Here is a 25,271-nt window from a genome sequence, read left to right as displayed (position 1 = left end):
GTGGTCTTGCAACATTGGCCGCCACACCACATATGCGGCGCGGTTGCCCGGCCATTCACGCGGGCGCGGCCACTTTCAGCCAGCCCGACGCCAACCACGAACCTTGGATCAAGGACGAGTCGCAAGATGTCGAAGGAGACGCTCAACTTCCAAGCCGAGGTCAGCCGGCTTCTGGATATCGTTGCCAACTCCCTCTACTCGAACAAGGAGGTCTTCCTCCGCGAGTTGATCTCGAATGCCTCGGATGCCTGCGACAAGCTGCGCTACGCGGCGATCACGCAGCCGGATCTGGCGGCCGAGGATCCCGATTACCGGGTGAACATTGTCGTCGAGAAGGACAATCGCACGGTCCTTGTCGAGGACAACGGCATCGGCATGAACCGGGACGACCTCGTCGAGAACCTTGGCACGATCGCGCGTTCGGGCACGCTGAAGTTCATGCAGCAGATGGAGCAGGCGCGCGACGCGCAGGGACAGGTGAACCTGATCGGCCAGTTCGGCGTCGGCTTCTACGCGGCCTTCGTCGTCGCCGACAAGGTGGAGGTGGAGACGCGCCGCGCCGGGGAAGAGCAGGGCTGGCGCTGGACTTCCGACGGGCGCGGCGAGTTCACCATCGAGGACTGCGCGGACGCGCCGGCGCGCGGCACCCGCGTGCGCCTGCACCTGAAGGAAGGCGAGGACGAGTTCCTGGAAGACCTCCGCCTGCGCCGCATCGTGCAGACCTATTCCGACCACATCGCGATCCCGATCTACCTGGGCCAGGGCGAGGAGGCGGAGCAGCTCAACACCGCCTCGGCGCTGTGGACACGGCCGAAGTCGGAGATCACCGATCAGCAGTACAAGGAATTCTATCACCACGTCGCCCACGCGATGGACGACCCCTGGCTGCGCCTGCACTTCAAGGCCGAGGGCAAGGTGGAATACACCTGCCTCTTGTACGTGCCCTCGCAGAAGCCGTACGACCTGTTCCATCCCGACCGCAAGCACGGGGTGAAGCTCTATGTGCGCCGGGTGTTCATCACCGACGACTGCGAGGAGCTGGTTCCCGCCTACATGCGCTTCCTGCGCGGCGTGGTGGACAGCGAGGATCTGCCGCTCAACATCAGCCGCGAACTGCTTCAGCACAATCCGCTGGTGACAAAGATCCGCCAGACGCTGACCAACCGCGTGCTGAACGAGTTGAAGAAGAAGGCGGAGAAGGAGCCGGAGGACTACGCGAAGTTCTGGGATTCCTTTGGCGCCGTCCTGAAGGAGGGGCTCTACGAGGACCCGGAGCAGCGCGACACCCTGCTTGAGCTGGCGCGCTTCCGCTCCAGCGAGCGCGACGATGTCGTCAGTCTCAAGGATTACGTCGCCAGCATGAAGGAGGGGCAGGAGTCGATCTACGTCATCACCGGCGAGAACGAGGATGCCCTGCGCAAGAGCCCGCAACTCGAAGGCTTCCGCGCCAAGGGGATCGAGGTTCTGCTGCTTTCCGACCCGATCGACGACTTCTGGGTGCCGGCTGTCGGCGAATACGAAGGCAAGGCAATCAAGTCGGTCACCCGCGGCGCGGCCGAGCTCGACAAGGTGAAGACGGACGACCAGTCCGAGGAGAAGGCCGAGGACAAGGGCGACGAGACCGCGATCGGGACGCTGGTCGCCTTCCTGAAGACGGCGCTGGAAGACGATGTGAAGGATGTCCGTTCCACCCAGCGCCTGACCGACAGCGCGTGCTGCCTGGTCGCGGACGACGGGGACATGGATATCCACCTTTCCCGCCTGCTGCGCCAGCACGGTCAGAGCGTGGGCGACGCCAAGCGCATCCTGGAAATCAACCCGAAGCACCCGCTGATCACGCGTCTGGCCGAATGCGCGAAGGGCGGCCTCAACGGCGCACAGGGCGACCTGAAGGATGCCGCCTTCCTGCTGCTCGACCAGGCGCGCATCATCGAGGGCGAAACCCCGCAGGACCCGGCCGCCTTCGCCCGCCGCCTTTCGCAACTCGTCGCGAAGGGGCTGGCAGCCTAGGGGCGACCGCGTTCTTTCGAGTCGACATCTCCTGGAGCGCCGGAAACGCAGTCGACAAGGCCGAGTTCGACAGGATCAGGGTGGCAAATGTTGCAGGAAGCAGCATGCCACCCGACGCGGCCTTGATTTTCAGGAACCGCGCTAAAGCAATTCGCTCAGTCCTCGACCCGCGTCCAGACCTTCGTCTCTCCGAACAGCGGCAGCATCACATAGATACGAACATGCAGCGTGTTGGGGTCCACCACTGTGACGCGGGCCCTATAGGTCTCGCCGTCATCGGGATTGTAGATCGTGCCGTCGGTCCACACACGCGGGCCGCTGCGAACGAGTCCGTGGATCACGGTCGTGCCTATGACTAGCTGATCGCGCTGGGCTTGATCGGGGTTCTCGGTATCCAGGCGCGGCTTGCCTTCTTCGTCCTCAGGGTTTTTGAGCCAGACGATCTTGCCGCACAGCGGTTCGTCACGCTGTTCGTCACATGGCGCGACCTTCACCCGGATACGTTCATTGTCGTGAAGCCAGACACCCACTGGCGTCAGCTCCTGCGCGCTCAGCGACACGGGCCCGTGCACCACGGACAGCAACATGACGATCAAGAAAGGAACAAGTTTCATCGTTGCAACGAATCCCTGATCCGACATTCGCCGGATCATTCGGACTCACAAGCCAAAGTGCTGGCCTCTGGCGTCGCTCGTTACAACTCGCCCCGTGCCTGACGGCCGCGCTCAGATGAGACGAGTGCGCGACGGCTGCTGCCACGGCCAGCTTGGGCCGCGATGCCGTTCGTCCATGTTGAGCATATAGCTCTTCTTCCGGCAAATGCCATGGCGCCACGTGCCCGAATTACGCCACCGCAGCTTCGGCTATCTGAAAGGTGATGTCGCGAGCGTGGCTGACAGCCTTGGCAACGATCTTGACCAGCTTCTCACACAGCGTCGTCGGCGAGCGCGTGGAACGGGAGCCGTATGGCGGGCGCGGCAAACCGGCTGCACGACAGCCGCATCCACTTGATCGCTGCGTTATCAGGCCCAGCCAGCCTCATGCTCTTCGTCTATCCGGAGAACGCGGGTTGGTCCGTTCGCTTAATTGGCAGGTGCTGGCCGTGACTTGGCGGCCGGCCCTCTCAACCCCCGCCGGGCCCGATCTCGACGTTGGCGGCGCCCAGGATGGGGCCGGTATCGCCAAGCTGGACCAGCAGGGCGCAGCCGTCGAAGCTGTTGGCGCCCATGGCTTGCGGGTCGAGATCGATCTCCATGCGCTTGCCATTCCAGGTGGCCAGCCGCCGCAGTTCTCGGACCACGTTGTAGTTGGCGAGCGTGTCGCCGGCATTCTCGCCGTGCTGGACGGTCGTGACGTGCTTGTCGTCGTAAAACGCCATCCAGACCGTTGCCGGGCCGGGCGGGTCGCCGGCGGGAATGATCACTTTCGCGCCATCCGGGCCCCAGCTCATATGCGGTGTGACCGGTTTGCCTCGCATGCGCGCGCGCTCGATCGCCTCGGTGACGCTCTCCGCGCGAGAGCCGACGGTCTGCCACAGTCCGTCCACGATGATCTGCGGGGTGTAGATGAAGCGGCCGTGCATGCGCCGCATGTAGGCCTGCTGGCGTTCGGTGAACTGCTTCTTCGCGAAAGGGTCGGTCCAGCCGATGTAGTTCCAGTAATCCACATGCAGCGAGAGGGCGACGACGTCCGCGCGCTTGGCAAGCTCCGCCAGCAACTCGTCCGCTGGCGGACACGACGCGCAGCCCTGCGAGGTGAACAGTTCGACGACCGCCGGGTCGTCGACGCCTTGCCCGGCCACGGCCGGCAGCGGCGGCGCGAGCGCCAGGACCAACCATGCCGCCGCAAGTGCTCGGATCGGAGTTCGCAACCGTAACCGCATATCGATAGGATACGTTGGCGCTGGGACGCTCGCCAATCAACTCCGGGTGAGAGGGTGTGAAGCGGCGGACGTCAACCGCGCGTCTCCCGTCCGCCTGCGTCCGGGCCCTGCCGCGAGACCTGGACGTCGACGCGCATGTCGAGGAAATCGTCGCCGTAGCCGGTGAAGGAGCCTTGCAACGGCACGGCCTGGGCCGGATCGCGGGCGACTGCCACGCGGATCAGGTTGCCGCCGCCGACGAGGCCGTTGGTCGGATCGTACTCCACCCAGCCCGCACCCGGCAGATAGACTTGGACCCAGGCATGCGTGTTGCCGCCGCCCTGCAGGGCTTTGGCATCGTCGTCGGCCTTGTCAAGCGCCGGATCGTAGAGATAGCCGGAGACGAAGCGCGCCGCGAAGCCCAGGCTTCGTACCGATTCCATCATGAACAGCGCCAGGTCGCGGCAGGTGCCGCCACCGTTATCCAGCGTTTCCACCGGCGTCCGGGTGCCGACCGCATATCGCTCCGTATACTCGAATTCCTGGTTCACCGCCCGCGTGATCTCGCCCAGCAGATAACCGGTGTCGACCAGGCCTTCGCCACCCTGCACGAAGCGTTTCGCCCAGTGATCGACCTTGTGTTCCGGGTCGGGATAGTGCCGCTCGACCAGGCGGTGCAGGTCAGGGCTTTCCTCCGCCGGATAGCTGAAGGGATAGGTGCTGGCGTAGGGCGCGATGGGGAAGTCGATATCGTTCAGGCCATAGTGCTCGATATCAATGACGCTCTCGAACGAAAGCTCGCTGGCGGCCTCCGAGAAGGACGCCACCGCGATGGAGTTGGAGAACACGTCATGCAGCCAGCGCACCTGCGCCGGCGGTGAGATGCGCAGCCGCGTCGAGACGAGCCGCAGGTCGTGGCTGTCCCGTGGCCGGAACATCAGCCGGTGCTCGCCAAAGCTCACGGGCCGCTTGTAGCGGTAGACCGTGGTATGCCGCACCCGCATGCGTTTCATGGCGTCATCCCCCGCCCGCCGACGAAGCGTGGGCGAGGAACGCACCCGCCATCAGGCGGATGCGCCCTCCTCGGTGGCCATGCGGCGAAGGACGTAGTGCAGGATGCCGCCGTGCCGGTAGTATTCCACCTCGTCGGCCGTATCGACGCGGCACAGCAGGTTGACGTCCTGGCTGCTGCCGTCCGCCTTGTGCACGGTCGCCTTCACCTGCATGCGCGGCTCTACGCCCTTCTCGATGCCGGTGATGTCCCAGGTCTCCTCGCCGGTTAGGCCAAGCGACTTGCGGTCGGTGCCGTCCGGGAACTGCAACGGGAGTACGCCCATGCCAACCAGATTTGAGCGGTGGATACGCTCGTAGCTCTCGGCGATCACGGCCTTGACGCCCAGGAGCCGGGTGCCCTTGGCGGCCCAGTCGCGCGAGGAGCCGGTGCCGTATTCCTTGCCGGCGACGACCACCAGCGGTGTGCCCTCGTCCTGGTACTTCATGGCGGCGTCGTAGATCGGCATCTGTTCGCCGTCGGGCAGGTGCTTCGTCACGCCGCCCTCGACGCCCGGCACCATCTCGTTGCGGATGCGGATATTGGCGAAGGTGCCGCGCATCATGACCTCGTGGTTGCCCCGGCGCGAGCCGTAGGAGTTGAACTCCTTGGGCTCCACGTCATGGTCCAGGAGGTACTTGCCGGCCGGGCTGTCCTTCTTGATGGCGCCCGCCGGGGAGATATGGTCGGTGGTGACGCTGTCGCCCAGCATCGCCAGCATGCGCGCGCCCTTGACGTCGCGGATCGCCGGCGGCTCCTTGCCCATGCCCTCGAAGAACGGCGGGTGCTGGACATAGGTGCTGGCGGCGTTCCAGTCGTAGGTGCGGCCGCCGCTGGCCTGGATCTTGCGCCACTCCTCCGGGCCCTCGAAGACGTTGCCATAGCGCTCGCGGAACATCGCCGGCGTCAGCGAGGACTTGACGCTCTTCTGGATCTCGCTGCTGGAGGGCCAGATGTCCTTCATGTAGACCGGGTTGCCCTGCCGGTCCTCGCCCAGCGGATCGTTCAGCAGGTCGACCCGCATGCTGCCCGCCAGCGCGTAGGCCACCACGAGCGGCGGCGAGGCGAGATAGTTCGCCCGGCAATGCGGGTTGATGCGGCCCTCGAAGTTGCGGTTGCCGGACAGCACCGAGCAGACGATCAGGTCGCCCTGCTCGACCGCCCTGGCGATATTGTCGTTCAGCGGGCCGGAGTTACCGATGCAGGTGGTGCAGCCATAGCCCACGAGGTTGAAGCCCAGCGCATCCAGGTCGTCCTGCAGGCCGGCGGCGTCCAGATAGTCGGTCACCACCTGCGAGCCCGGCGCCAGCGAGGTCTTCACCCACGGCTTCACCGTCAGCCCCTTCTCCAGCGCGTTGCGCGCCAGCAGCCCGGCGCCCAGCATGACGCTGGGGTTCGAGGTGTTGGTGCACGAGGTGATAGCGGCGATCACGACGTCGCCGTGGTTCAGGCGGTAGTTCTCGCCCTCCACCTGTACGCCGTCGTCGTCGTGAGCCTGCATGTCCTGCCCCACCGAGGCCGGGCCCTCCTCGCACATGTCCGAGGCGGCGCCGTTCGCATCCAGGCCCAGCTCCTTGTACATGTGGGCGGTGAACTCCTTCGCGGCGTAGGTCAGTTCCACCCGGTCCTGCGGCCGCTTCGGCCCGGCCAGGCTGGGCACCACCTCGGCGAGGTCCAGTTCCAGCGCGTCGGAGAACACCGGGTCGGGCGTATCGTCCTCGCGCCACAGGCCCTGCTCCTTGCAGTAGGCCTCGACCAGCTTCACGGTTTGCGGGTCGCGGCCGGTGAACTCAAGGTAGCGGGTGGTCTCCCGGTCGATCGGGAAGAAGCCGCAGGTGGCGCCATATTCCGGCGCCATGTTGCCGATGGTGGCGCGGTCGGCCAGCGACAGGCTGGACAGGCCGGGGCCGTAGAATTCGATGAACTTCCCGACGACGCCCTTCTGGCGCAGCATCTGCGTGACGGTGAGCACCAGGTCGGTGGCGGTGGCGCCCTCGGGCAGCTCGCCCTTCAGCTTGAAGCCGACGACCTCGGGGATGACCATCGACACCGGCTGGCCCAGCATCGCGGCCTCGGCCTCGATGCCGCCCACGCCCCAGCCCAGGACGCCCAGGCCGTTGATCATCGTGGTGTGGCTGTCGGTGCCGACCAGGGTGTCGGGCATGGCGACCTTGCGGCCCTCTTCCTCGTTCACCCAGACCGACTGACCCAGGTATTCCAGGTTCACCTGATGGCAGATGCCGGTGCCCGGCGGAACGACGCGGAAGTTATTGAACGCGGTCTGGCCCCAGCGCAGGAAGGCGTAGCGCTCGTGGTTGCGCTCGAACTCGCGCTCGACGTTCTTCTTGAACGCCGTGGGGTTGCCGTAGACGTCCACCATGACCGAGTGGTCGATGACGAGATCGACCTGATTGGCCGGGTTGATGCGGTCGGGATCGCCGCCCAGCTTGGCGATGGCGTCGCGCATCGCCGCCAGGTCGACGACGGCGGGAACGCCGGTGAAGTCCTGCATCAGCACGCGCGCGGGACGATAGGCGATCTCGTGGTCGGACTTGCGGTCCTTGATCCACTGGGCCATCGCCTTGGCGTCGTCGGTCGTGACGGTGCCGCCGTCCTCATAGCGCAAGAGGTTCTCCAGCAGGACCTTCAACGAGAACGGCAGGCGGGAAACGTCGCCCAGACCGTTCTCGCCGGCGGCCTCGATGGAGAAGTAGTCGTAATCCTGACCCTCGACGGTCAGGGTGCGGCGCGTTTTCAGGGTGTCCTTGCCTGCCACGGTTCTCTCTCCCGATTACTGAGCGCGCTTCGCCCCGCGAAACATGGTGTGCGGCGCGCTTTTCGCGGCATCGGCGCGCCGTATGAAGGGCCGCCGCGCCGCTTGCGAAACTGAGCGGCGCCTACCTTAGTCATATGGCTTTGCGTGTCCAGTGTTGCACCGCAGCGGGAGGGCTTTCCGCCGCTTCGCCGCGTTGGAGGGCCGTGATTTTCGGAATAATGCGCGCCAAAGACCGCAAATTCGAAACTTTGCGTGCCAGAGAAACGTCTGGACAGGTCCGGCGTGGGCGATAGAAATGGCGCTCTGGTCCAGCGTTGAGGGGGCGCGGATGACATCCAGCGAGGACGAGCGGCCCGATCTGGCCGATGCCGGCATCTACCCGCACTGGACGCGCGACGTCCTGCGCTATGCCGACACCGACCGGCAGGGCCATGTGAACAATGCCGTCTTCTCGGTGTTCCTGGAATCCGGGCGCGTTTCCGTCCTCTACGACCCGGACGCGCCACTGGCTCCGGAAGGAGCGTCCTTCGTGATCGCGCGGCTGGAGATGGATTTCCGCGCCGAGATGCGCTGGCCCGGCGAGGTGGCGATCGGCACCGCCGTGACGCGTCTGGGCCGCAGCTCCATGACCCTCGGCCAGGGCATCTTCGTCGATGGGGCCTGCGTGGCGACGGCGCATACGGTCATCGTGCTCATGGACGAGGAAACGCGGAAATCGCGCGCTTTCCCCGATGAAACGCGCGAGGCGCTGATGCGGTTGGCACCGGCGGGGGCGTCTGGCGCCGCCTAGAGGCGAAAGCGCGCGATTTCGCGGCTTCCACCAGACTCGAAGCGGAAATTACCGCCGGGCCGGCAGCCAGGGCCCTGCCATCCGCTCTAAAACGCCCCGTTTGAGGCCTCCGGCGCGCTTCACCGTCACACCCGCTTGACGGCCCATGCCGTTTGATCGAAGCTGTCATGCGATAACCGAGGGTCGGAACACGAAAGAAGACCCCGAAAACGAACAGGGCAGGTCGAGGCTTTGTGCGCCATGTCAAAAATTGGGCGCGCTTGGCGTGCGGTCGCGAAGCGCGACTGCTACCATGGACGGCGGCGGCACAATGAATGCCGGCCCGAAGCCTCGCGTTGACAGGAGATCGGCTTAGGTGACTCAAGCCGCAAACGAAGGAAGCCGGCAAGGCGATGAGGGCGCGGCCGGGGATACGCTGGATACATTTCCCAAGCTCTTGCTGCATCAGGCGAGGACGCGTCCAACCCGCCCGGCGGTGCGCGAAAAGGACTATGGCATCTGGCAGGCCTGGACCTGGGCCGAGCAGGCGGACGAGATCCGTGCGCTGGCCTGCGGTCTGGCGGCGCTGGGGATGAAGCGCGGGGACCGTATCGCCATCGTCGGCGACAACCGGCCACGGCTTTACTGGACGATGACGGCGGCGCAGGCCATCGGCGGCGTGCCCGTTCCGGTCTATCAGGACTCGGTGACGGACGAGATGGCCTTCGTGCTGGAGCACGCCGAGGTCCGCTTCGCCGTCTGCGAGGACCAGGAGCAGGTGGACAAGCTGCTGGAAATCCGCGAGCGGCACCCGGGCATCGAGGCGGTGATCTTCGACGATGCGCGCGGCTTGCGGCACTACAAGATGGACTGGCTGCACGACTTCGAGTCGGTGCAGGAAAATGGCCGCGCGTTCGACCGCGAGAACCCGGACTTCTACGAGGCCGAGATCGCCAAGGCGCATGGCGACGACACGGCGATCATGCTCTACACCTCGGGCACCACGGGCAATCCCAAGGGCGTGGTGCTGACCTTCGACAACCTGATCAAGAGCGCGGAGGCCGGCATCGAGTTCGAGGGCCTGCGCGAGGACGAGGAGGTGCTGGCCTACCTGCCGATGGCGTGGGTGGGCGACCACCTGTTCTCCTTCGCGCAGAGCTATGTCGCCGGATTCTGCGTGTCCTGCCCGGAATCGGCCTCGACGGTGCTGCAGGACCTGCGCGAACTGGGGCCGACGTACTTCTTCGCGCCGCCGCGCATCTTCGAGAACATCCTGACGACGGTCATGGTGCGGATGGAGGATGCCGGGGCCTTGAAGCGCAGGATGTTCCACTTTTTCATGAACGTTGCGCGGCGCAGCGGGACGCGCATCCTGGACGGCAAGCCGGTCTCGACGATGGACCGGATCCTCTATGCCATCGGCAAGGTGCTGGTCTATGGCCCACTCAAGAACACGCTGGGCTTCTCCAACGTGCGGGTGGGCTATACCGCCGGCGAGGCCATCGGCCCCGATATCTTCGAGTTCTACCGCGCGCTCGGCATCAACCTGAAGCAGCTTTACGGCTCCACCGAGGCGTCGGTGTTCATCACCATCCAGCCCAACGGCGACATCCGCTCCGACAGCGTCGGGCGGGCGGCGCCGGGCGTGGAGTTGAAGATCGACGAGGACACCGGCGAGGTGCTGTTCCGCGGCCCCGGCGTTTTCCGCGAGTACTACAAGAGCCCGAAGGATACGCAGGATACCAAGACGGAAGGAGGCTGGGTGCGCACCGGCGATGCCGGTGTCATCACCGAGGACGGGCATCTGAAGATCATCGACCGCGCCAAGGACGTCGGCCATCTCGACGACGGCAGCCTGTTCGCGCCGAAGTTCCTGGAGAACAAGCTGAAGTTCTTCCCCTTCATCAAGGAGGCGGTCGCCTTCGGGCACAAGCGCCCGCATGTGTCGGCATTCGTCAACATCGACCTGGAGGCCGTGGGCTCCTGGGCGGAGCGTAACGGCATCCCCTATGGCAGCTATCGCGAGCTTGCGGCGCGTCCGGAGGTCTATGAGGTCATCAAGGGCAACGTCGAGCAGGTGAACCGCGACCTCGCGGCGGACCCGAGGCTCTGCAAGTCGCAGATCCACCGCTTCCTGATCCTGCACAAGGAACTGGACGCCGACGACGGCGAGCTGACGCGCACCCGCAAGGTGCGGCGGCCGGTCGTCGCGGAGCGCTATGGCGAACTCATCGATGCGCTCTACGGCGACGGCGAGACCGGCCACATCGAGACCGAGTTCACCTACGAGGATGGCAGCAAGGGCCATATCCAGGCGGACCTGCGGATCGAGCGCGCCGAGACCTTCGCGGCCGAGGCCGCCCCCGATCTGAAGATGGCCAGCTAGGACAGGCGATGAGTGAAGCCTACGCCGACGCCGCAGTTTCCGCCGGGGCGCCGCAAGCGCCGGCACGCGTGTTCACCGAAACACTGCTTTCGGTCGATGACATCTCGCTCTCCTTCGGCGGCGTGAAGGCGATCTCGAACGTCAGCTTCGATATCAAGCAGGGCGAGATCCGCGCCATCATCGGGCCGAACGGCGCGGGCAAGACGTCGATGCTGAACGTCATCAACGGCTTCTATCACCCACAGCAGGGCCGGATCACCTATCGCGGCAAGGTGCGCAAGAAGATGCGCCCGAACGAGGCCGCGAAGACCGGCATCGCCCGCACCTTCCAGAACGTCGCCCTGTTCAAGGGGATGAGCACGCTCGACAACATCATGACCGGGCGTCTTTTGAAAATGAAGCGCAACTTCTTCTGGCAGGCCCTGTACTGGGGCCCGGCCAAGGCGGAGGAGTTGCAGCACCGCGAGTACGTCGAGCACATCATCGACTTTTTGGAGATCCAGTCGATCCGCCGCACGCCCGTCGGGCGCCTGCCCTACGGCCTGCAAAAGCGGGTGGAACTGGCCCGCGCGCTGGCGATGGAGCCGCACCTGCTGCTGCTGGACGAACCGATGGCCGGCATGAACGTCGAGGAGAAGGAGGACATGAGCCGCTTCATCCTCGACGTGAACGACGAGTTCGGCACCACCATCGCGCTGATCGAGCATGACATCGGCGTCGTCATGGACCTGTCCGACCGGGTGGTGGTCCTCGACTATGGGCGCAAGCTGGCCGACGGCACGCCCGACGAGGTCAGCCGTGACCAGAAAGTCATCGACGCCTATCTTGGAGTGCCGCACGAATGATCGCTTGCACGACGCCTCATCTTCGTTCCGATCCTTGCGGCACAGGGGAGTAGCCCGGCGATGGACGCGCTTTACCATGTGCTGATTTCGCCTTTCGTCGACATGGCCACACAGCCGGTGTTTTTCGCCGAGGTGGTGATCGGCGGCCTGATGGCCGGTGTCATGTACGCCCTGGTGGCCCTGGGTTTCGCCGTGATCTTCAAGGCGTCGGGGGTGGTGAACTTCGCGCAGGGGGCAATGGTCCTGTTCGCCGCGTTGACGCTGGTCGGCTTCATGGAGCACGGTCTGCCGTCGTGGGCGGCGATCCCGATGACCATCGTCGTGATGATCGCGCTCGCCTACGCCATCGAGCGGGTGATCCTGCGCCATCTGGTGAACCAGCCGCACATCGTGCTGTTCATGACCACCATCGGCCTTGCCTTCGTGTTCGAAGGGCTGGGCGAGCTGATTTGGGGCTCGAACGTCAAGGCGCTCGACATCGGTATTCCGGACCAGCCGTTCTTCGTCGGCGGCATGCTGCTGAACCAGTTCGAGATCTTCGCGGCCGTGACGGCGGCGATCCTGGTGACGCTGCTGGTGATCTTCCTGCAGAAGACCGCCATCGGCCGGGCGCTGCGCGCGGTCGCCGACGACCACCAGGCAGCGCAGTCGGTGGGCATCCCGCTGCAGACCATCTGGGTCGTGGTGTGGTCGGTCGCCGGCTTCATCGCGCTGGTCGCCGGCGTGATGTGGGGCGCGCAGAGCGGCGTGCAGTTCTCGCTGTCGCTGATCGCGTTCAAGGCGCTTCCGGTGCTGATCCTGGGCGGCTTCAACTCGATCCCGGGCGCCATCGTGGGCGGTCTCATCATCGGCGTTGGCGAGAAGGTGGCGGAGATTTACTGGGGTCCGATCATCGGCGGCGCCATCGAGAACTGGTTCGCCTACGTCCTGGCAATGGTGTTCCTGATGTTCCGGCCGCAGGGCCTGTTCGGCGAGAAGATTATCGAGAGGGTTTAGGCGCGTGCTTTACCGCGAAGCCGGTCAGTTCAAGACCACCTACGGCGCCGATCAGGCGATCTTCCCGATCCCGCAGGACCGCTGGGTGGTCTATGCGGTCATCGCGCTGGCGTTCGTCGCGGTGCCGTCGGTGGCGAACGAATACTGGCTGCAGGCCATCCTGATCCCGGCGCTGGTGTTCACGCTGGCGGCCATCGGCCTGAACCTGCTGACCGGCTATTGCGGCCAGCTCAGCCTCGGCACCGGCGGCTTCATGGCCTGCGGGGCCTATGCGACCTACAAGCTGTCGACCGCCTTCCCGGAAATGAACATCCTGATCGTGTTCCTGCTCTCGGGAATACCCGCGGCGGCGGTGGGCTGCCTCTTCGGCATTCCCAGCCTGCGCATCAAGGGCTTCTATCTGGCGGTTGCCACGCTGGCGGCGCAGTTCTTCCTGGTCTGGCTGTTCAACCGCGTGGAGTGGTTCTACAACTACAACCCCTCCGGCACGATCACCGCGCCGCCGCGCACGATGGGCGGCTTCATGGTGACGGGTCCCGAGGCCACGGCGGAGGCGCGCTATCTGGTCGCGCTGGGCTTCGTCGCGCTGTTCGCGCTGTTGGCCAAGAACCTGATGCGCGGGCGCGTGGGGCGCGCCTGGATGGCGATCCGCGACATGGACATCGCCGCCGAGATCATCGGCATCCGGCCGCTCACCACCAAGCTGGCCGCGTTCGCCGTCAGCAGCTATGTCTGCGGTGTCGCCGGCGCGCTTTACTTCGCGATCTACCTGGGCAGCGTTGAGACGGCGGCCTTCGACATCAGCGTCTCGTTCCTGGTGCTGTTCATGGTCATCATCGGCGGACTTGGCAGCATCCTGGGCTCGATCCTGGGCGCCTTCTTCATAACGGTGGTGCCGATCCTGCTCACCAACGTGCCCGAGGCGCTGGGCCTGCCCATCGGTGTGGCGCTCGCCAAGCAGCTTGAGAACATCGTCTTCGGCGCGATGATCGTGTTCTTCCTGATCGTCGAGCCGCACGGGCTTGCGCGCCTGTGGCAGATTGCCAAGGAGAAACTGCGCCGCTGGCCCTTCCCGTACTGATACGGTTCAATAGGAGACGGATCGCGCAAGCCCGCGCGGTTTCGAACAAGAACGATAACAATGGTGTGCGAACCTGGGAGGTAACGAAGATGAAACGAACCGGGAAACTCGCTCTGGGGGTCCTGACCGCGGCGGCGATTGCCGTCGGGGGCGTGGCCGCCGAGAAGGCCGCCGCGGCGGACGAGGAGATATTCATTCCGCTGACGGTTTACCGCACGGGGCCCTACGCGCCCAACGGCATTCCGATCGCCAACGGCTGGCGCGACTATCTGAAGCTGCTGAACGCCCGCGACGGCGGAATCAACGGCGTCAAGATCGCCTACGAGGAGTGCGAGACGCGCTATGACACCAAGCTGGGCGTCGAGTGCTACGAGAAGCTGAAGAACAAGGGGGCCAAGGGCGCGGTCGTTTTCAACCCACTGTCCACGGGCATCTCCTACCAGCTTATCCCCAAGGCGCGGGTCGACGAGATCCCGCTGCACACGATGGGCTATGGCCGCACCGCCGCCGCCGACGGCAGTGTCTTCAAGTGGACCTTCAACTTCCCCGCCACCTACTGGAGCCAGGCCGCGGCCTTCATCCGGCATATCGGCAATGTCGAAGGCGGGCTGGAGAACCTCGACGGCAAGCACATCGGCCTGATCTACCACAACAGCCCCTACGGCAAGGAGCCGATCCCGACGCTGGAGACACTGTCGGAGCAGCACGGCTATGAACTGACGACCTACCCGGTGGACCATCCGGGTCAGGAGCAGAGCGCAACCTGGCTTCAGATCCGCCGGGACCGTCCCGACTGGCTGATCATGTGGGGCTGGGGTGTGATGAACCAGGTCGCAATCAAGGAGGCGATCAACATTCGCTACCCGATGGACCACTTCATCGGCGTGTGGTGGGCCGGCAGCGAGCAGGACGTGGAGCCCGCCGGCGCGGCCGCCAAGGGGTACAAGGCCGGCAACTTCAACGGCGTCGGCACCGACTTCGCGGTCCTCGACGACATCGTCGAGCATGTCTACGGCGGCGACATGGAAGCGGCGAAGGAAGAGGGGCTGGGCACCGTTCTCTACAACCGCGGCGTCGCCAACATGCTCTACGACACCGAGGCGATCCGCACGGCGATGGGCAAGTACGGCGACAAGGCCCTCTCCGGCAAGGAAGTGCGATGGGGTCTTGAGAATCTGGAGCTGACCGAGGCGCGCCTCGAAGAACTCGGCGCCACGGGCCTCGTCCTGCCGACCAGGATAAGCTGCGCCAACCATGAGGGCGAGGGCCAGATCTTCGTCCAGCAGTGGGACGGCGAGCAGTGGAGCAAGGTCACCGACTGGCTGGAGCCGTTCCACGATGTGGTCCGGCCGAAGGTCGAGGCCGCGGCCAAGACCTATGCCGAGGAGAACGGACTGCCGGTCCGCGACTGCAGCCAGGAAGGCTGATCCGGCAATGACCGACGGGCGGGTCCCGCTTGGCGCGGTGCGCCGGCGGGGCCGCCTTTCGGCCCTCTTCGGCCGGCCGTGACCATCGAACGAGCAAGCAGGGCACGCTGAACCGCCATGTCCGTCCAGGAAGCCACCGCCGCCCAAGCCGGCCCGGCGCCCGCAGAGGCCGAGCCGCTGTTGTCGGTCAACAACATCGAGGTCATCTACGACCACGTCATCCTGGTGCTGAAGGGCGTGTCGCTGTCGGTGCCGGAAGGTGGCGTCGTCGCGCTCCTGGGCGCGAACGGGGCCGGCAAGACCACGACGCTGAAGGCGATATCCAACCTGCTGCGCGCCGAGCGCGGCGAGGTCACCAAGGGCAGCATCCACCTGCGGGGCGAAGAGGTGCAGGGACTGACCCCCAACGACCTGGTCAAGCGCGGCGTCATCCAGGTGATGGAAGGCCGCCACTGCTTCGAACACCTGACCATCGAGGAGAACCTGTTGACGGGTGCGTATACGCGCTCCGCCAATCGCGGGCAGATCGCGCAGGATCTAGAGATGGTCTACACCTATTTCCCGCGCTTGAAGGAGCGGCGCAGCTCCCAGGCCGGCTATACCAGCGGCGGCGAGCAGCAGATGTGCGCCATCGGCCGCGCGTTGATGAGCCGCCCGCAGATGATCCTGCTGGACGAGCCGTCGATGGGTCTGGCCCCGCAGCTTGTCGAGGAGATCTTCGAGATCGTCAAATCGCTCAACCGGGACGAGGGGGTGTCCTTCCTTCTGGCCGAGCAGAACACCAACGTCGCGCTGCGCTACGCCACCTACGGCTATATCCTGGAAAACGGCCGCGTCGTGCTGGACGGCGAGGCGCAGGCGCTGCGCGAGAACGAGGACGTGAAGGAGTTCTACCTCGGCATTTCCGGCGCCGGGCGTAAGAGCTACCGCGAAGTGAAGCACTACAAGCGCCGCAAACGCTGGCTCTCCTGAGCCGCCGCGGCAACAGGACCGGAGGGCGAATGTCCGCCGACGACGTATTCTACGACTCCCTGGAAGCGAGAGACCCGGCCGAGCGCGAGCGCGAGCAGATGTCGGCCCTTGCCGGCCACATCGCCCGCGCGAAGGAGCGCGCGCCCTATTACGGCCGCATCCTGCGCGACGTCGACCCGGCGGAGATGGTCTCGCGCGACGCGCTGGCGCGGCTGCCGGTCACGCGCAAGAAGGACTTGGTGGCCGAACAGGGCAAGCTGCCGCCCTTCGGCGGGCTGAACGCGACCTCGCCGGGCCATATGGCGCGCGCTTTCGCCTCGCCGGGGCCGATCTACGAGCCGCAGGGCGCGTGCGACGACTACTGGCGCATGGCCCGTGGCCTGTTCGCGGCCGGCTTCCGGGCGGGTGAGCTGGTTCACAACACCTTCGCCTATCACCTGACGCCGGGCGGCTGGATGATGGACAGCGGGGCGCGGGCGCTGGGCTGTCCCGTCGTCCCGGCGGGCGTCGGCAATACCGAGCTTCAGGTTCAGGCGATCGCGCAACTGCGGCCCACCTGCTTCGCGGGTACGCCGGACTATCTGAAGGTGCTTCTGGACAAGGCGGACGAAGAGGGGCTGGACGCCTCCTCGATCCGGCGGGCGCTGGTGTCCGGCGGGGCACTGTTCCCGTCGCTGCGCCAGGGCTACCAGAACCGGGGCATCGAGACGCTGCAGTGCTATGCCACAGCCGAGTGCGGGCTGATCGCGTATGAGACGGCGGCGGCCGGCGGCGGGCCGAACGAGGGCATGGTGGTGGACGAGCATGTGCTGCTGGAAATTGTCCGCCCCGGCACCGATACGCCAGTGCCCGAAGGCGAGGTCGGCGAGGTCGTGGTGACCGTCCTGAACCCGGACTATCCGCTGATCCGCTTCTCCACCGGCGATCTCTCCGCCGTGCTGCCGGGCCAGAGCCCCTGCGGGCGGACCAACATCCGCATCAAGGGCTGGATGGGCCGGGCCGACCAGACCGCGAAGGTGAAGGGCATGTTCGTCCGGCCCGAGCAGGTGGATCAGGTCGTCCAGCACCACCCCGAGATCGCCAAGGCCCGCCTCGTGGTGGAGCGGCGCGGCGAATCCGACATCATGACCCTGGTGTGCGAGGTTCCCGGCGGCGACGAGGCGCTGGGCCGCAAGATCGCCGAGAGCGTCCAGGCCTTCTGCAAGGTCAAGGGCGACGTCGCCCTGGTCGAGCCGGGCGAACTGCCGAACGACGGCAAGGTGATCGACGACCAGCGCTCGTATGAGTAGGTGGCGTAGCTTGATGCGCCGTTCGCGGCTGGCCGAGGGTATACGCTTATCCGTTTTGGGCATGCAGCGTATCCGTTCAGTTATATTTGCCGCGGCTTATAGTTTTGTAACGACGGCGTCATCCCGGATGAGCTAAGGTCTAGCCGGGTTCTCGCAGCCGGGAGGACGTAGCCGAGATGCGGGCTGGACGGGTGAGAACGTTTTCGGGTTTGCTATCGGTCGTCCTGTTCCTCCTCATCACCGCCCTGCCGGACATGTCCTTCGCCTCCGACGAGGATCGGGAGGCTTGGCACAGCCCGGCGCGTCTCTCCGGCATCCATGGTGACAAGCAGTTCCTGGCCGGCTCCGAGGTCTATGTGCAGGCGGAGGTGGAGGACGACATCTTCGCCGCCGGGGGCGAGGTGCGGGTGCGCGATACCAAGGCGGCGGATCTGTTCCTGGCCGGTGGGTTCGTCAACCTGCGCGGCGTCGAGGCGCAGGACGGCATTATGGCGGGCGGGGAAGTCGATATGTCTGGCCGCTTCTCCGGCGACGTCATCGCCGCCGGCGGCAGCCTGGAAATGGAGCCGGACACCGAGGTCGCGGGGGACGTCCTGATGGCCGGCGGGCGCCTGGGGGTTTCCGGGCGTATCGCCGGTACGCTGCGCGCCGCGGGCGGGCAGGTCCGCATCGACGGGCCCGTGGACGGCGACGTCTATCTTGCAGGTGGGCGGCTTGTCCTGGGCCCCAACGCACGCATCGGCGGCAACCTGAGCTATTCCAGCGGCGAGGAGATCGAGATCGCCGGCGGCGCCCGGGTGGCCGGAGAGGTCACGCGCCGGCCGGGCGTTGACTTCGCCGCCCGCATGCCGGGCGTGGCGCAGCTTATTGTCGCCGGTGTCCTGACCTGGATCGGCGTTATCGTCAGCCTGATCGTCCTCGGGGCCGTGCTGCTGGCCGCTTTTCCGCGTCTGGTGGCGGGGGCGAGCGACACCATCACCCTGCGGCCGTTGCCCAGCCTTGCGCTGGGCGTCGTGCTGATGGTCGCCGTTCCGATTGCCGCCGCAATTGCCATGGCGACGGCAATCGGCCTGCCGTTGGGTCTTTTCGCGTTGCTGCTCTACGCCCTGGCCCTGGCGACGGGCCTCATCGCGGCGGCGCTGTGGATCGGCCAATATCTACCAAAGCTGCGTGGCCGCCATGCCCAGCATACAGAGTATCGCTGGTGCCTCGCCCGCGTGGCCGCCGGTCTTGTGGTGCTGGGGCTGGTGGTGCTGGTGCCGTTTCTGGGCGGATTGGCGCTTGCCATTGCCGGGGTGCTGGGGCTGGGCGGCGTGGCCGTGCAAGGCTGGACGCTGATCGGCAAGGGAGCCGGGTCGTCGTCCGCATAGCGCTCCAGCGCAGCCTCCGATCAGCGCGCGGAGGCGGCGTCCAGCACTGGGTTCAGGTTCGCCTCGATCAGCAAAGCGGTCTCCAACGCGCGCCGGCCGTCCTCGCCCGTGACCATGGGCGAGCCACCCTCGATCACGGAGTCGAGGAAGGCAGCCAATTCCTGGCCCAGGTTGTCGTTGATCAGGACGTGCCGGCCGTTCAGCCCGCCCTTGCGCTCCGGCATCCGCGGCTCGATCGTGCCCAGGCTGGAGTGGGTACAGGTGCGCGCCAGGAAGTCGATCTCGATCTCACCCTCGGCGTGCACGATCCGGGCGGTGCGGCGCCTGCCCTCGCTGGCGCGGCTGGCCACCAGCCGGACGTTGCAGCCGTTGGCGTAATAGAGCGTGACGTCGGCCTCGTCCGGGTGGTTAGTGACGCTGGGCGTGCCCAGGCCGATGACACCGGTGACCGGCCCGCGCACCAGCGACTGCGCCAGGTCGATGTCGTGGATCATCAGGTCGGTGACGACGGAGCAATCCACGCTGCGCCCGGTGAAGGGGCCCAGCCGCTGGCAGTAAATCTCGCTCGGTGTCTTGGCCAGATGTTCCAGACCAAGCTGGGCGACGAAGAACCGCTCCTGGTGGCCGACCTGAAGCACAAGGCCGTTGCGGGCCGCCAGTTCGATAAGATCGTCCGCCTGCTCCACCGTCGAGGTCATCGGCTTTTCCACCAGCACGTGGATGCCGCGCTCCATGCAGGCGCGCGCAACGTCGTAGTGCGTGCTGGTCGGTGTCGCCACGCTGACCGCATCGACCCGATCCAGCAGGGCGCCCAGGTCGGTGAAAGGCTGGCCGCCGTACGCATCGGCCGCGGCGGCGGCGCGCTCGGCATCTATATCCGCGACGCCGATCAGTTCACAGCCTTCGAGTGCGGCATACTTCGCGGCATGGAATCGGCCGAAATAGCCAACGCCGACAACGCCAACGCGAAGCGGCGCATGGCCTTGAGATTCACCTGGAATGGCCCCCTCCGTAACTCGGCTGTCTTGCCCGGGTGCTTACCCGCGCCCAAAACGGCAACATAAAGGGTAATGGCTCCTGTCTCAATCTATACAGCCGTCAGCCCCCGCATGCGGACGGAGGCTTTGAACGGACGATTTGCCGCACCCCGGTTGCGGACTCGCCTCTAACTATACGACAACGCCGCGTAAAGGGTTTGGAGGCACGCAAAAATGACACGGACGGTGGATAACCGGCGGAACATACGGCGCACCGTGATTCCGCTTCTGTGCATCCTCGCGGCGATGGGGGTGCTGATGTACTACGCCGTGCCGCTTTACAACATGTTCTGCCAGGTGACCGGCATCGGCGGCACGACCCAGCGCGCCGCGGCGGAAAGCCCGGTGGAGACGGTGGACCGGAACGTTACCGTGCAATTCGCGACCCAGGTGAACCCCGAGCTGCCGTGGAGCTTCCGGCCCGAGCAGACCAAGGTGACGATGAAGCTGGGCGAGCGGAAGACGGTCTATTTCCGCGCCGCCAACAACGCCGATCGCACCATCGTCGGCCATGCCGCCTACAACGTCACGCCGCTCAAGGTCGGGCGCTACGTCAACAAGATCGAGTGCTTCTGCTTCACCGAAGAGCGGCTGCATCCCGGCGAAAGCGTGCGCATGCCCGTCCAGCTCTTCGTCGATCCGCAGCTTGCCCGCGACGACGACGTCAGCGAGGTGAAGACGATCACGCTGTCCTATACTTTCTTCGAATCGAAGTCGCCGGAGGGCGCGAAAGACCTGAAGCGCCTGGATACGCCGGAAGACGGCAAGAAGGGCCGCAAGACCGGTGACAAGGACGGCGGCGATCAGGTATAGGCCGCCGCCACCGGCCGGCGCGAGACCACGGTGAAGCGGGCGGCCAGTAGCAGCATGGAAACCGCCATCCCCGCGAAGATGCCGGCCAGGATGCCCTGCACGCCGAAGCCGATCTGGAACGCCAGGATATAGGCGACCGGCACCCCGACGCCCCAGAAGGCGAAGCCCTGCATCGCGGTGGGCACCATGACATCGGCGGCCCCGCGGTGCGCGCCCATCAGTACGGCCTGTCCGCCGTCGAACATCAACACCGCGGCAACCCAGAAATATCCGGCGCGCGCAATCGCGCGCACCTCGTCGACATCGGAATAGAGGCTGGCCAGGAAATCGCGCTGCCAGACCACGAGCACGCTCAACAGCAGCATGAGCGCGACCAATAGGGCGAAGCCAAGCCAGCCGGCCAGCGCCAGGCCCCTGCGGTCGCCGCGACCCACGGCGTTCGCCGCGCGCACCGACGTGGCGGTCGACAGTCCGATGGCAAGCATGAAGGCGAAGCTGACCACGTTCATGCATGCCTGATAGGCCGCCATCTGGGTCTCGCCCAGCCGGCCGGCGAAGGAGGCCATGGTCATGAAGGACGCGGACTCCAGACCCGTCGCGACCGCCAGCGGCGTGCCCAGGCGCGCCAGCCGGCGCACCATTTGCCAGCCTGCGGCATGTGCCGCGCGAACCCCGTAGCGCTCGCCGTCGGCCATGCGGAAAACATAGGCGACAAGCGCCGCCAGGATGATCCACCGCGTCACCGTCGTAGCCAGCGTGGCGCCGGCCGCGCCCATCGCCGGCGCGCCCATGTGCCCCTCGATCAACAGCCAGTTCAACGCCGCGTTCGGCAGGTTGCCGAGAAGCGAGACCACCATACCCGCGTGCGGCCGGCCGATGCCTTCCAGAAAGAACGAGGTGGCGAGGTACATCATCGCCGCCGGCATGCCCGGCGCGAACCACAACAGCGCCCGGCCGCCGCCCGCCGCCATCGATTCGCTCTGCCCCAGAAGCAGCAGGATCGTCTCGCCGAACAGCAGGAACGCGCCGAACACCACGCCAAGCCCGGCGGCGATCATCATCGAGCGATGCCAGATCGCGCCGCATTCCCGGCTGCGCCCGGCGCCATCGGCCTGCCCCACCAACACGATGGTGCCGACGAGGAAGCCGATGCCCACGACCAGCACGAAGACGTGCGGGGCAAGCGAAATGCCGTAATGCGCCAGCGCTGTCTTGCCCGCCTGACCGGCCATGATCGAATCGACGGTAATCATCAGGATCATGCCGATACGCGCGCCCATCACCGGCCATGCCAGCGAGAGCGTGCGCCCGACATGCCATTTCAGGCTGGCGTCGGCGGCTGCGGAGGGGGGTGCGGAAGTCATCACGGCACAGCCTATAGCGGGCCACGCGGGCCGCAAAGCGTGCGATGAGCATGGCCCGGCTGCGCGTTTTGCGTATTAAGTTCGGACATATGCCGGCCCAATCCTCCGAGTGACAAGGTTTAACCAAAGGTTTACCGCCGCTCGCCCACTTTGCAGTGGCATGTGCGTCGGGATGCGAGCGTCGCACGGACGGGCACACGACGGGGATTCAGCGATGGCGGCGCAGAAGGGACCAACGGTGCGCTTGAGCCGGCGGGACGTGGAGGCTGGCCGCATCCCGCTGCAAGCGCGGCTGAAGGCCTGGTGGGACGGCTACGACATCCGTCTGCCGCGAACGGGCAAGGCCGGCAAGACCAAGGCACGGCACGAGATCACCGCGCCCGAGCAGAAACTGCCATGGGACGACCCGCGCATCTCGCTGGTACAAGCTGTCTGGGGCGACGGCTTCGACCGGCCGGGCAGCGAGGAATTCGTACTGGAACTCATTAATCCGGTTGGCCTCGACCCGTCGATGAGCGTGGCGATCCTCGATGCCGGACTTGGCGGCGCGGCGCGGTCGATCTGCAGGGCGTTCGACGTCTGGGTGACCGGCTTCGAGGGCGACGCGAAGCTGGCGGAGGTCGGCAACAAGCTCTCGAATATGGCCGGACTTGCCAAGAAGGCGCCCATCCACCAGACCGACCCCAGCGAGCCGGACCTGAAGAAGCGCGGCTACGATTGCGTGTTCGGGCACGAGTCGTTCTTTCTCGTGCCGGAAAAAGCGCTGATGCTGGAGACGATCGAAAAGGGCATGAAGCCGGGCGGGCAGCTTCTGTTCACGGACTATGTCCTGGCCGACAGCCGCGCGACGTCGCCGGCGCTTCAGGAAATGAAAGAGAACGAGCCCAAGCCGCTCAAGCTGTGGAGCGTCTTCGATTACCATCAGGCGATGAGCGATCTGGAACTGGATATCCGGATCAGCGAGGACATTACCGAGCGGATCGCCGCCATGATCACCCGCGCCTGGGGCGAATTCATGAACAAGCCCGATGCGCGCAAGAACCTCGGCGCATCGCCGGAACTGCTGCTTGAGGAGGCGGAACTGTGGACGCGCCGCCTGCGGGCGTTGCAGGAAGGCGCGCTCAAGGTCTATCGCTTCCACGCCTTGAAGAAGAGCAGCGGCACGCTCCTCTCGAACTGGTAGGCGGCTTGACGGCGGCACGGGCCATGGCTATGGTCCGCCGCCATATCCCGCCGGCGGGGCCGTGGGGTGCGAATACGCGCCTCTTCCGGGCTTGCCAGCATCAGGACACGTAAATCACGCTGCACGGCACCGGGCAGCAAACGCCGGGACGAAGAACGATGCGAGTGCGCAACTCTCTCAAGACCGCGAAAAAGCGGGACAAGAACTGCCGCGTGGTCCGGCGTCGGGGCCGGGTCTACGTGATCAACAAGACCAACCCGCGCTTCAAGGCGCGCCAGGGCTGAGTCGCGCACGCCCTCTCGGGCGTGACGCCGATTCGCAGGGTCTGACGAAAGCCGTGCCGGGGTACCGGTGCGGCTTTTGTCGTTTGCGTCACCAGGGCCGCGGCCGCGCTTCGCACGGATCGCCGCGGCGCGTTTCAAGGCCGCTTGACCGCACCGCTGGTTGGGCCACATATTACGGCGCTGGTATTACCACTTGGAGCGTGCGCGGCCGGACCGGCCAATAAACCGGCTGGACCGTGGCGAAGCGCTTGAGGGAGGACTGCCGTGGTCGCCATGCCCGAGCCGAAGCGGGACATCCTGGCCCGCAAGGACGAGATCGTGGCCCGCCTGCGCGACATCGTTCCGGGCGAGGGCGTGATCGTCCGGGAAGAGGAGTTGCGCGCCTACGAGACCGACGGCCTGACCGCCTATCGGCAGTCCCCGATGGTCGTGGTGCTGCCCTCCACCGTGGAGCAGGTCAGCAAGGTGATGGCCTATTGCCACGAGCAAGGCATCCGCGTCGTGCCGCGCGGGGCCGGCACCTCGTTGTCGGGCGGCGCCTTGCCGCTTGAGGACGGCATTCTGCTGGGCCTCGGCAAGTTCAACCGGATCCTGGAAATCGACTACGAGAACCGCTGCGTCGTGGCGCAGCCGGGCGTCACCAACCTGGGCATCACCAAGGCGGTGGAGCACGAGGGCTTCTATTACGCGCCCGATCCCTCCAGCCAGATCGCCTGCTCCATCGGCGGCAACGTGGCCGAGAACTCGGGCGGGGTGCACTGCCTGAAGTACGGGCTCACCACCAACAACGTGCTGGGCGTGGAGATGGTGCTGATCGACGGCACCGTGGTGCGCCTGGGCGGCAAGCACCTGGACAGCGACGGCTACGACATGCTGGGCCTGATCAACGGCTCGGAGGGCCTGCTTGGCGTCGTCACCGAGGTCACGGTGCGTATCCTGAAGTCGCCGGAGACGGCGCGCGCCGTGCTGGTCGGCTTCCCCTCCAACGAACAGGCGGGCGACACCGTGGCGGCCATCATCTCGTCGGGCATCGTGCCCGCCGGCGTGGAGATGATGGACAAGCCGGCGATCCACGCGGCCGAGGATTTCGTGCAGGCTGGCTACCCCCTCGATGTCGAGGCGCTGCTGATCTGCGAACTGGACGGGCCCGAGGCGGAGGTGGACGAGCTGCTGGCCCGCGTCTCCAGGCTGGCCGAGGAGAATGGCGCCACCTACGAGCGCGTCAGCAAGGACGAGGAGGAGCGTGCCCGCTTCTGGGCCGGTCGCAAGGCCGCCTTCCCGGCGGTGGGGCGCGTCACGCCGGACTACTACTGTATGGACGGCACCATTCCGCGCCACCGGCTGGCCCACGTACTGGGCCGTATGCGCGAGATGAGCGAGCACTACGGCCTGCGCGTGGCCAACGTGTTCCACGCCGGCGACGGCAACCTGCATCCGCTGATCATGTACGACGCCAACGAAGGCGATCAGCTTGAGCGCGCGGAGAACTTCGGCGCCGATATCCTGAAGCTCTGTGTCGAGGTTGGCGGCGTGCTGACCGGCGAGCACGGCGTCGGCGTCGAGAAGCGCGATCTCATGGGGACGATGTTCAACGAGGTCGACTTGAACACGCAGCAACGCGTCAAGTGCGCATTCGATCCGAACGGCCTGCTCAATCCCGGGAAGGTGTTCCCGACGCTGCACCGCTGTGCCGAGCTGGGCCGCATGCACATCAGTCGCGGCAAGATGCCGTTTCCGGACCTGCCGCGGTTCTAGCG

At 65.9% G+C, this 25,271-nt stretch carries 20 protein-coding genes; 14 read left to right on the top strand and 6 right to left on the bottom strand.

The window, feature by feature from the left end; all coding sequences use genetic code 11:
* The first annotated feature begins 126 nt into the window (after positions 1 to 126).
* The gene (gene htpG, locus DRB17_RS03140) at positions 127 to 2,010 is read left to right on the top strand and encodes a molecular chaperone HtpG (RefSeq protein ID WP_114580706.1); all 1,884 of its coding nucleotides are present in this window, start codon (positions 127 to 129) and stop codon (positions 2,008 to 2,010) included.
* Positions 2,011 to 2,165: 155 nt separating this feature from the next.
* Here htpG and DRB17_RS03135 read toward each other — a convergent pair whose 3' ends face one another.
* The 4 genes from DRB17_RS03135 to acnA all read right to left on the bottom strand — a co-directional run bounded on the left by DRB17_RS03135 (position 2,166) and on the right by acnA (position 7,698).
* Positions 2,166 to 2,651, bottom strand: coding sequence for a DUF2147 domain-containing protein (locus tag DRB17_RS03135; protein ID WP_161958676.1), 486 nt, complete (start codon positions 2,649 to 2,651; stop codon positions 2,166 to 2,168).
* 482 nt (positions 2,652 to 3,133) lie between these two features.
* Positions 3,134 to 3,880 (bottom strand): DUF1223 domain-containing protein, encoded by a 747-nt coding sequence (locus DRB17_RS03130; protein ID WP_161958675.1) that lies wholly within the window; start codon positions 3,878 to 3,880, stop codon positions 3,134 to 3,136.
* Between the two features lie 83 nt (positions 3,881 to 3,963).
* Complete coding sequence (locus DRB17_RS03125) at positions 3,964 to 4,884, bottom strand: transglutaminase family protein (protein ID WP_114580703.1); 921 nt, start codon at positions 4,882 to 4,884, stop codon at positions 3,964 to 3,966.
* 51 nt (positions 4,885 to 4,935) lie between these two features.
* The gene (gene acnA, locus DRB17_RS03120) at positions 4,936 to 7,698 is read right to left on the bottom strand and encodes an aconitate hydratase AcnA (RefSeq protein ID WP_114580702.1); all 2,763 of its coding nucleotides are present in this window, start codon (positions 7,696 to 7,698) and stop codon (positions 4,936 to 4,938) included.
* A gap of 328 nt (positions 7,699 to 8,026) precedes the next feature.
* On the opposite strand from acnA, the gene DRB17_RS03115 reads away from it, so the two are divergent.
* From DRB17_RS03115 to DRB17_RS03075, 9 genes are all read left to right on the top strand, one after another.
* Complete coding sequence (locus tag DRB17_RS03115; RefSeq protein WP_114580701.1) at positions 8,027 to 8,488, top strand: acyl-CoA thioesterase; 462 nt, start codon at positions 8,027 to 8,029, stop codon at positions 8,486 to 8,488.
* A 355-nt stretch (positions 8,489 to 8,843) separates the two neighbouring features.
* Positions 8,844 to 10,853, top strand: a complete 2,010-nt coding sequence (locus DRB17_RS03110; RefSeq protein ID WP_114580700.1) for an AMP-binding protein — start codon at positions 8,844 to 8,846, stop codon at positions 10,851 to 10,853.
* 8 nt (positions 10,854 to 10,861) lie between these two features.
* On the top strand, positions 10,862 to 11,698 hold the full coding sequence (locus DRB17_RS03105) for an ABC transporter ATP-binding protein (RefSeq protein WP_114580699.1): 837 nt from the start codon (positions 10,862 to 10,864) through the stop codon (positions 11,696 to 11,698).
* Positions 11,699 to 11,758: 60 nt separating this feature from the next.
* Positions 11,759 to 12,694, top strand: coding sequence for a branched-chain amino acid ABC transporter permease (locus tag DRB17_RS03100; RefSeq protein ID WP_114580698.1), 936 nt, complete (start codon positions 11,759 to 11,761; stop codon positions 12,692 to 12,694).
* A 4-nt stretch (positions 12,695 to 12,698) separates the two neighbouring features.
* Entirely contained in the window at positions 12,699 to 13,775 is a 1,077-nt protein-coding gene (locus tag DRB17_RS03095) for a branched-chain amino acid ABC transporter permease (protein WP_114580697.1), read from the top strand.
* Positions 13,776 to 13,864: 89 nt separating this feature from the next.
* A complete protein-coding gene (locus tag DRB17_RS03090) occupies positions 13,865 to 15,202 on the top strand; it encodes an ABC transporter substrate-binding protein (RefSeq protein ID WP_114580696.1) in 1,338 nt (445 codons plus the stop codon).
* A gap of 117 nt (positions 15,203 to 15,319) precedes the next feature.
* Positions 15,320 to 16,174 (top strand): ABC transporter ATP-binding protein, encoded by an 855-nt coding sequence (locus tag DRB17_RS03085; RefSeq protein ID WP_114580695.1) that lies wholly within the window; start codon positions 15,320 to 15,322, stop codon positions 16,172 to 16,174.
* A 29-nt stretch (positions 16,175 to 16,203) separates the two neighbouring features.
* Entirely contained in the window at positions 16,204 to 17,463 is a 1,260-nt protein-coding gene (locus tag DRB17_RS03080; RefSeq protein ID WP_114580694.1) for a phenylacetate--CoA ligase family protein, read from the top strand.
* A gap of 191 nt (positions 17,464 to 17,654) precedes the next feature.
* Entirely contained in the window at positions 17,655 to 18,833 is a 1,179-nt protein-coding gene (locus DRB17_RS03075; RefSeq protein WP_147274784.1) for a bactofilin family protein, read from the top strand.
* Between the two features lie 20 nt (positions 18,834 to 18,853).
* Here DRB17_RS03075 and DRB17_RS03070 read toward each other — a convergent pair whose 3' ends face one another.
* Complete coding sequence (locus DRB17_RS03070; protein ID WP_114580692.1) at positions 18,854 to 19,834, bottom strand: Gfo/Idh/MocA family protein; 981 nt, start codon at positions 19,832 to 19,834, stop codon at positions 18,854 to 18,856.
* Between the two features lie 210 nt (positions 19,835 to 20,044).
* On the opposite strand from DRB17_RS03070, the gene DRB17_RS03065 reads away from it, so the two are divergent.
* Positions 20,045 to 20,683 (top strand): cytochrome c oxidase assembly protein, encoded by a 639-nt coding sequence (locus DRB17_RS03065; RefSeq protein ID WP_114580691.1) that lies wholly within the window; start codon positions 20,045 to 20,047, stop codon positions 20,681 to 20,683.
* Here DRB17_RS03065 and DRB17_RS03060 read toward each other — a convergent pair.
* The gene (locus DRB17_RS03060; protein ID WP_114580690.1) at positions 20,674 to 22,047 is read right to left on the bottom strand and encodes an MATE family efflux transporter; all 1,374 of its coding nucleotides are present in this window, start codon (positions 22,045 to 22,047) and stop codon (positions 20,674 to 20,676) included. The two genes, DRB17_RS03065 and DRB17_RS03060, sit on opposite strands and share 10 nt — an antisense overlap.
* A 214-nt stretch (positions 22,048 to 22,261) precedes the next feature.
* Between DRB17_RS03060 and DRB17_RS03055 the strand changes: the two genes are divergently transcribed.
* The 3 genes from DRB17_RS03055 to DRB17_RS03045 all read left to right on the top strand — a co-directional run bounded on the left by DRB17_RS03055 (position 22,262) and on the right by DRB17_RS03045 (position 25,269).
* On the top strand, positions 22,262 to 23,230 hold the full coding sequence (locus tag DRB17_RS03055; protein WP_114580689.1) for an SAM-dependent methyltransferase: 969 nt from the start codon (positions 22,262 to 22,264) through the stop codon (positions 23,228 to 23,230).
* Positions 23,231 to 23,388: 158 nt separating this feature from the next.
* Positions 23,389 to 23,514 carry a type B 50S ribosomal protein L36 gene (gene ykgO, locus DRB17_RS03050; RefSeq protein ID WP_114580688.1) on the top strand — a complete coding sequence of 42 codons (126 nt, stop codon included), beginning with the start codon at positions 23,389 to 23,391 and terminating at the stop codon, positions 23,512 to 23,514.
* Positions 23,515 to 23,787: 273 nt separating this feature from the next.
* Positions 23,788 to 25,269, top strand: coding sequence for an FAD-linked oxidase C-terminal domain-containing protein (locus DRB17_RS03045; RefSeq protein WP_114580851.1), 1,482 nt, complete (start codon positions 23,788 to 23,790; stop codon positions 25,267 to 25,269).
* Positions 25,270 to 25,271 lie beyond the last annotated feature (2 nt).

Origin of the sequence: Ferruginivarius sediminum (genome assembly GCF_003344765.1) — a bacterium.
In the GTDB taxonomy this organism is placed as follows: Bacteria; Pseudomonadota; Alphaproteobacteria; order Kiloniellales; family Rhodovibrionaceae; genus Ferruginivarius; species Ferruginivarius sediminum.
Note: the sequence above shows the minus strand (reverse complement) of the source record. Positions and strands in the feature narration are given on the sequence as shown.

Excerpts from the sequence above, each read along its gene's own strand:
- DRB17_RS03090 (WP_114580696.1), top strand. The coding sequence starts at position 13,865 with ATGAAACGAACCGGGAAACTCGCTCTGGGGGTCCTGACCGCGGCGGCG.
- ykgO (WP_114580688.1), top strand. The coding sequence starts at position 23,389 with ATGCGAGTGCGCAACTCTCTCAAGACCGCGAAAAAGCGGGACAAGAAC.
- DRB17_RS03055 (WP_114580689.1), top strand. The coding sequence starts at position 22,262 with ATGGCGGCGCAGAAGGGACCAACGGTGCGCTTGAGCCGGCGGGACGTG.
- DRB17_RS03115 (WP_114580701.1), top strand. The coding sequence starts at position 8,027 with ATGACATCCAGCGAGGACGAGCGGCCCGATCTGGCCGATGCCGGCATC.
- DRB17_RS03085 (WP_114580695.1), top strand. The coding sequence starts at position 15,320 with ATGTCCGTCCAGGAAGCCACCGCCGCCCAAGCCGGCCCGGCGCCCGCA.
- DRB17_RS03060 (WP_114580690.1), bottom strand. The coding sequence starts at position 22,047 with ATGACTTCCGCACCCCCCTCCGCAGCCGCCGACGCCAGCCTGAAATGG.
- DRB17_RS03080 (WP_114580694.1), top strand. The coding sequence starts at position 16,204 with ATGTCCGCCGACGACGTATTCTACGACTCCCTGGAAGCGAGAGACCCG.
- htpG (WP_114580706.1), top strand. The coding sequence starts at position 127 with ATGTCGAAGGAGACGCTCAACTTCCAAGCCGAGGTCAGCCGGCTTCTG.
- DRB17_RS03100 (WP_114580698.1), top strand. The coding sequence starts at position 11,759 with ATGGACGCGCTTTACCATGTGCTGATTTCGCCTTTCGTCGACATGGCC.
- DRB17_RS03105 (WP_114580699.1), top strand. The coding sequence starts at position 10,862 with ATGAGTGAAGCCTACGCCGACGCCGCAGTTTCCGCCGGGGCGCCGCAA.
- DRB17_RS03125 (WP_114580703.1), bottom strand. The coding sequence starts at position 4,884 with ATGAAACGCATGCGGGTGCGGCATACCACGGTCTACCGCTACAAGCGG.
- DRB17_RS03135 (WP_161958676.1), bottom strand. The coding sequence starts at position 2,651 with ATGTCGGATCAGGGATTCGTTGCAACGATGAAACTTGTTCCTTTCTTG.
- DRB17_RS03045 (WP_114580851.1), top strand. The coding sequence starts at position 23,788 with ATGCCCGAGCCGAAGCGGGACATCCTGGCCCGCAAGGACGAGATCGTG.
- DRB17_RS03065 (WP_114580691.1), top strand. The coding sequence starts at position 20,045 with ATGACACGGACGGTGGATAACCGGCGGAACATACGGCGCACCGTGATT.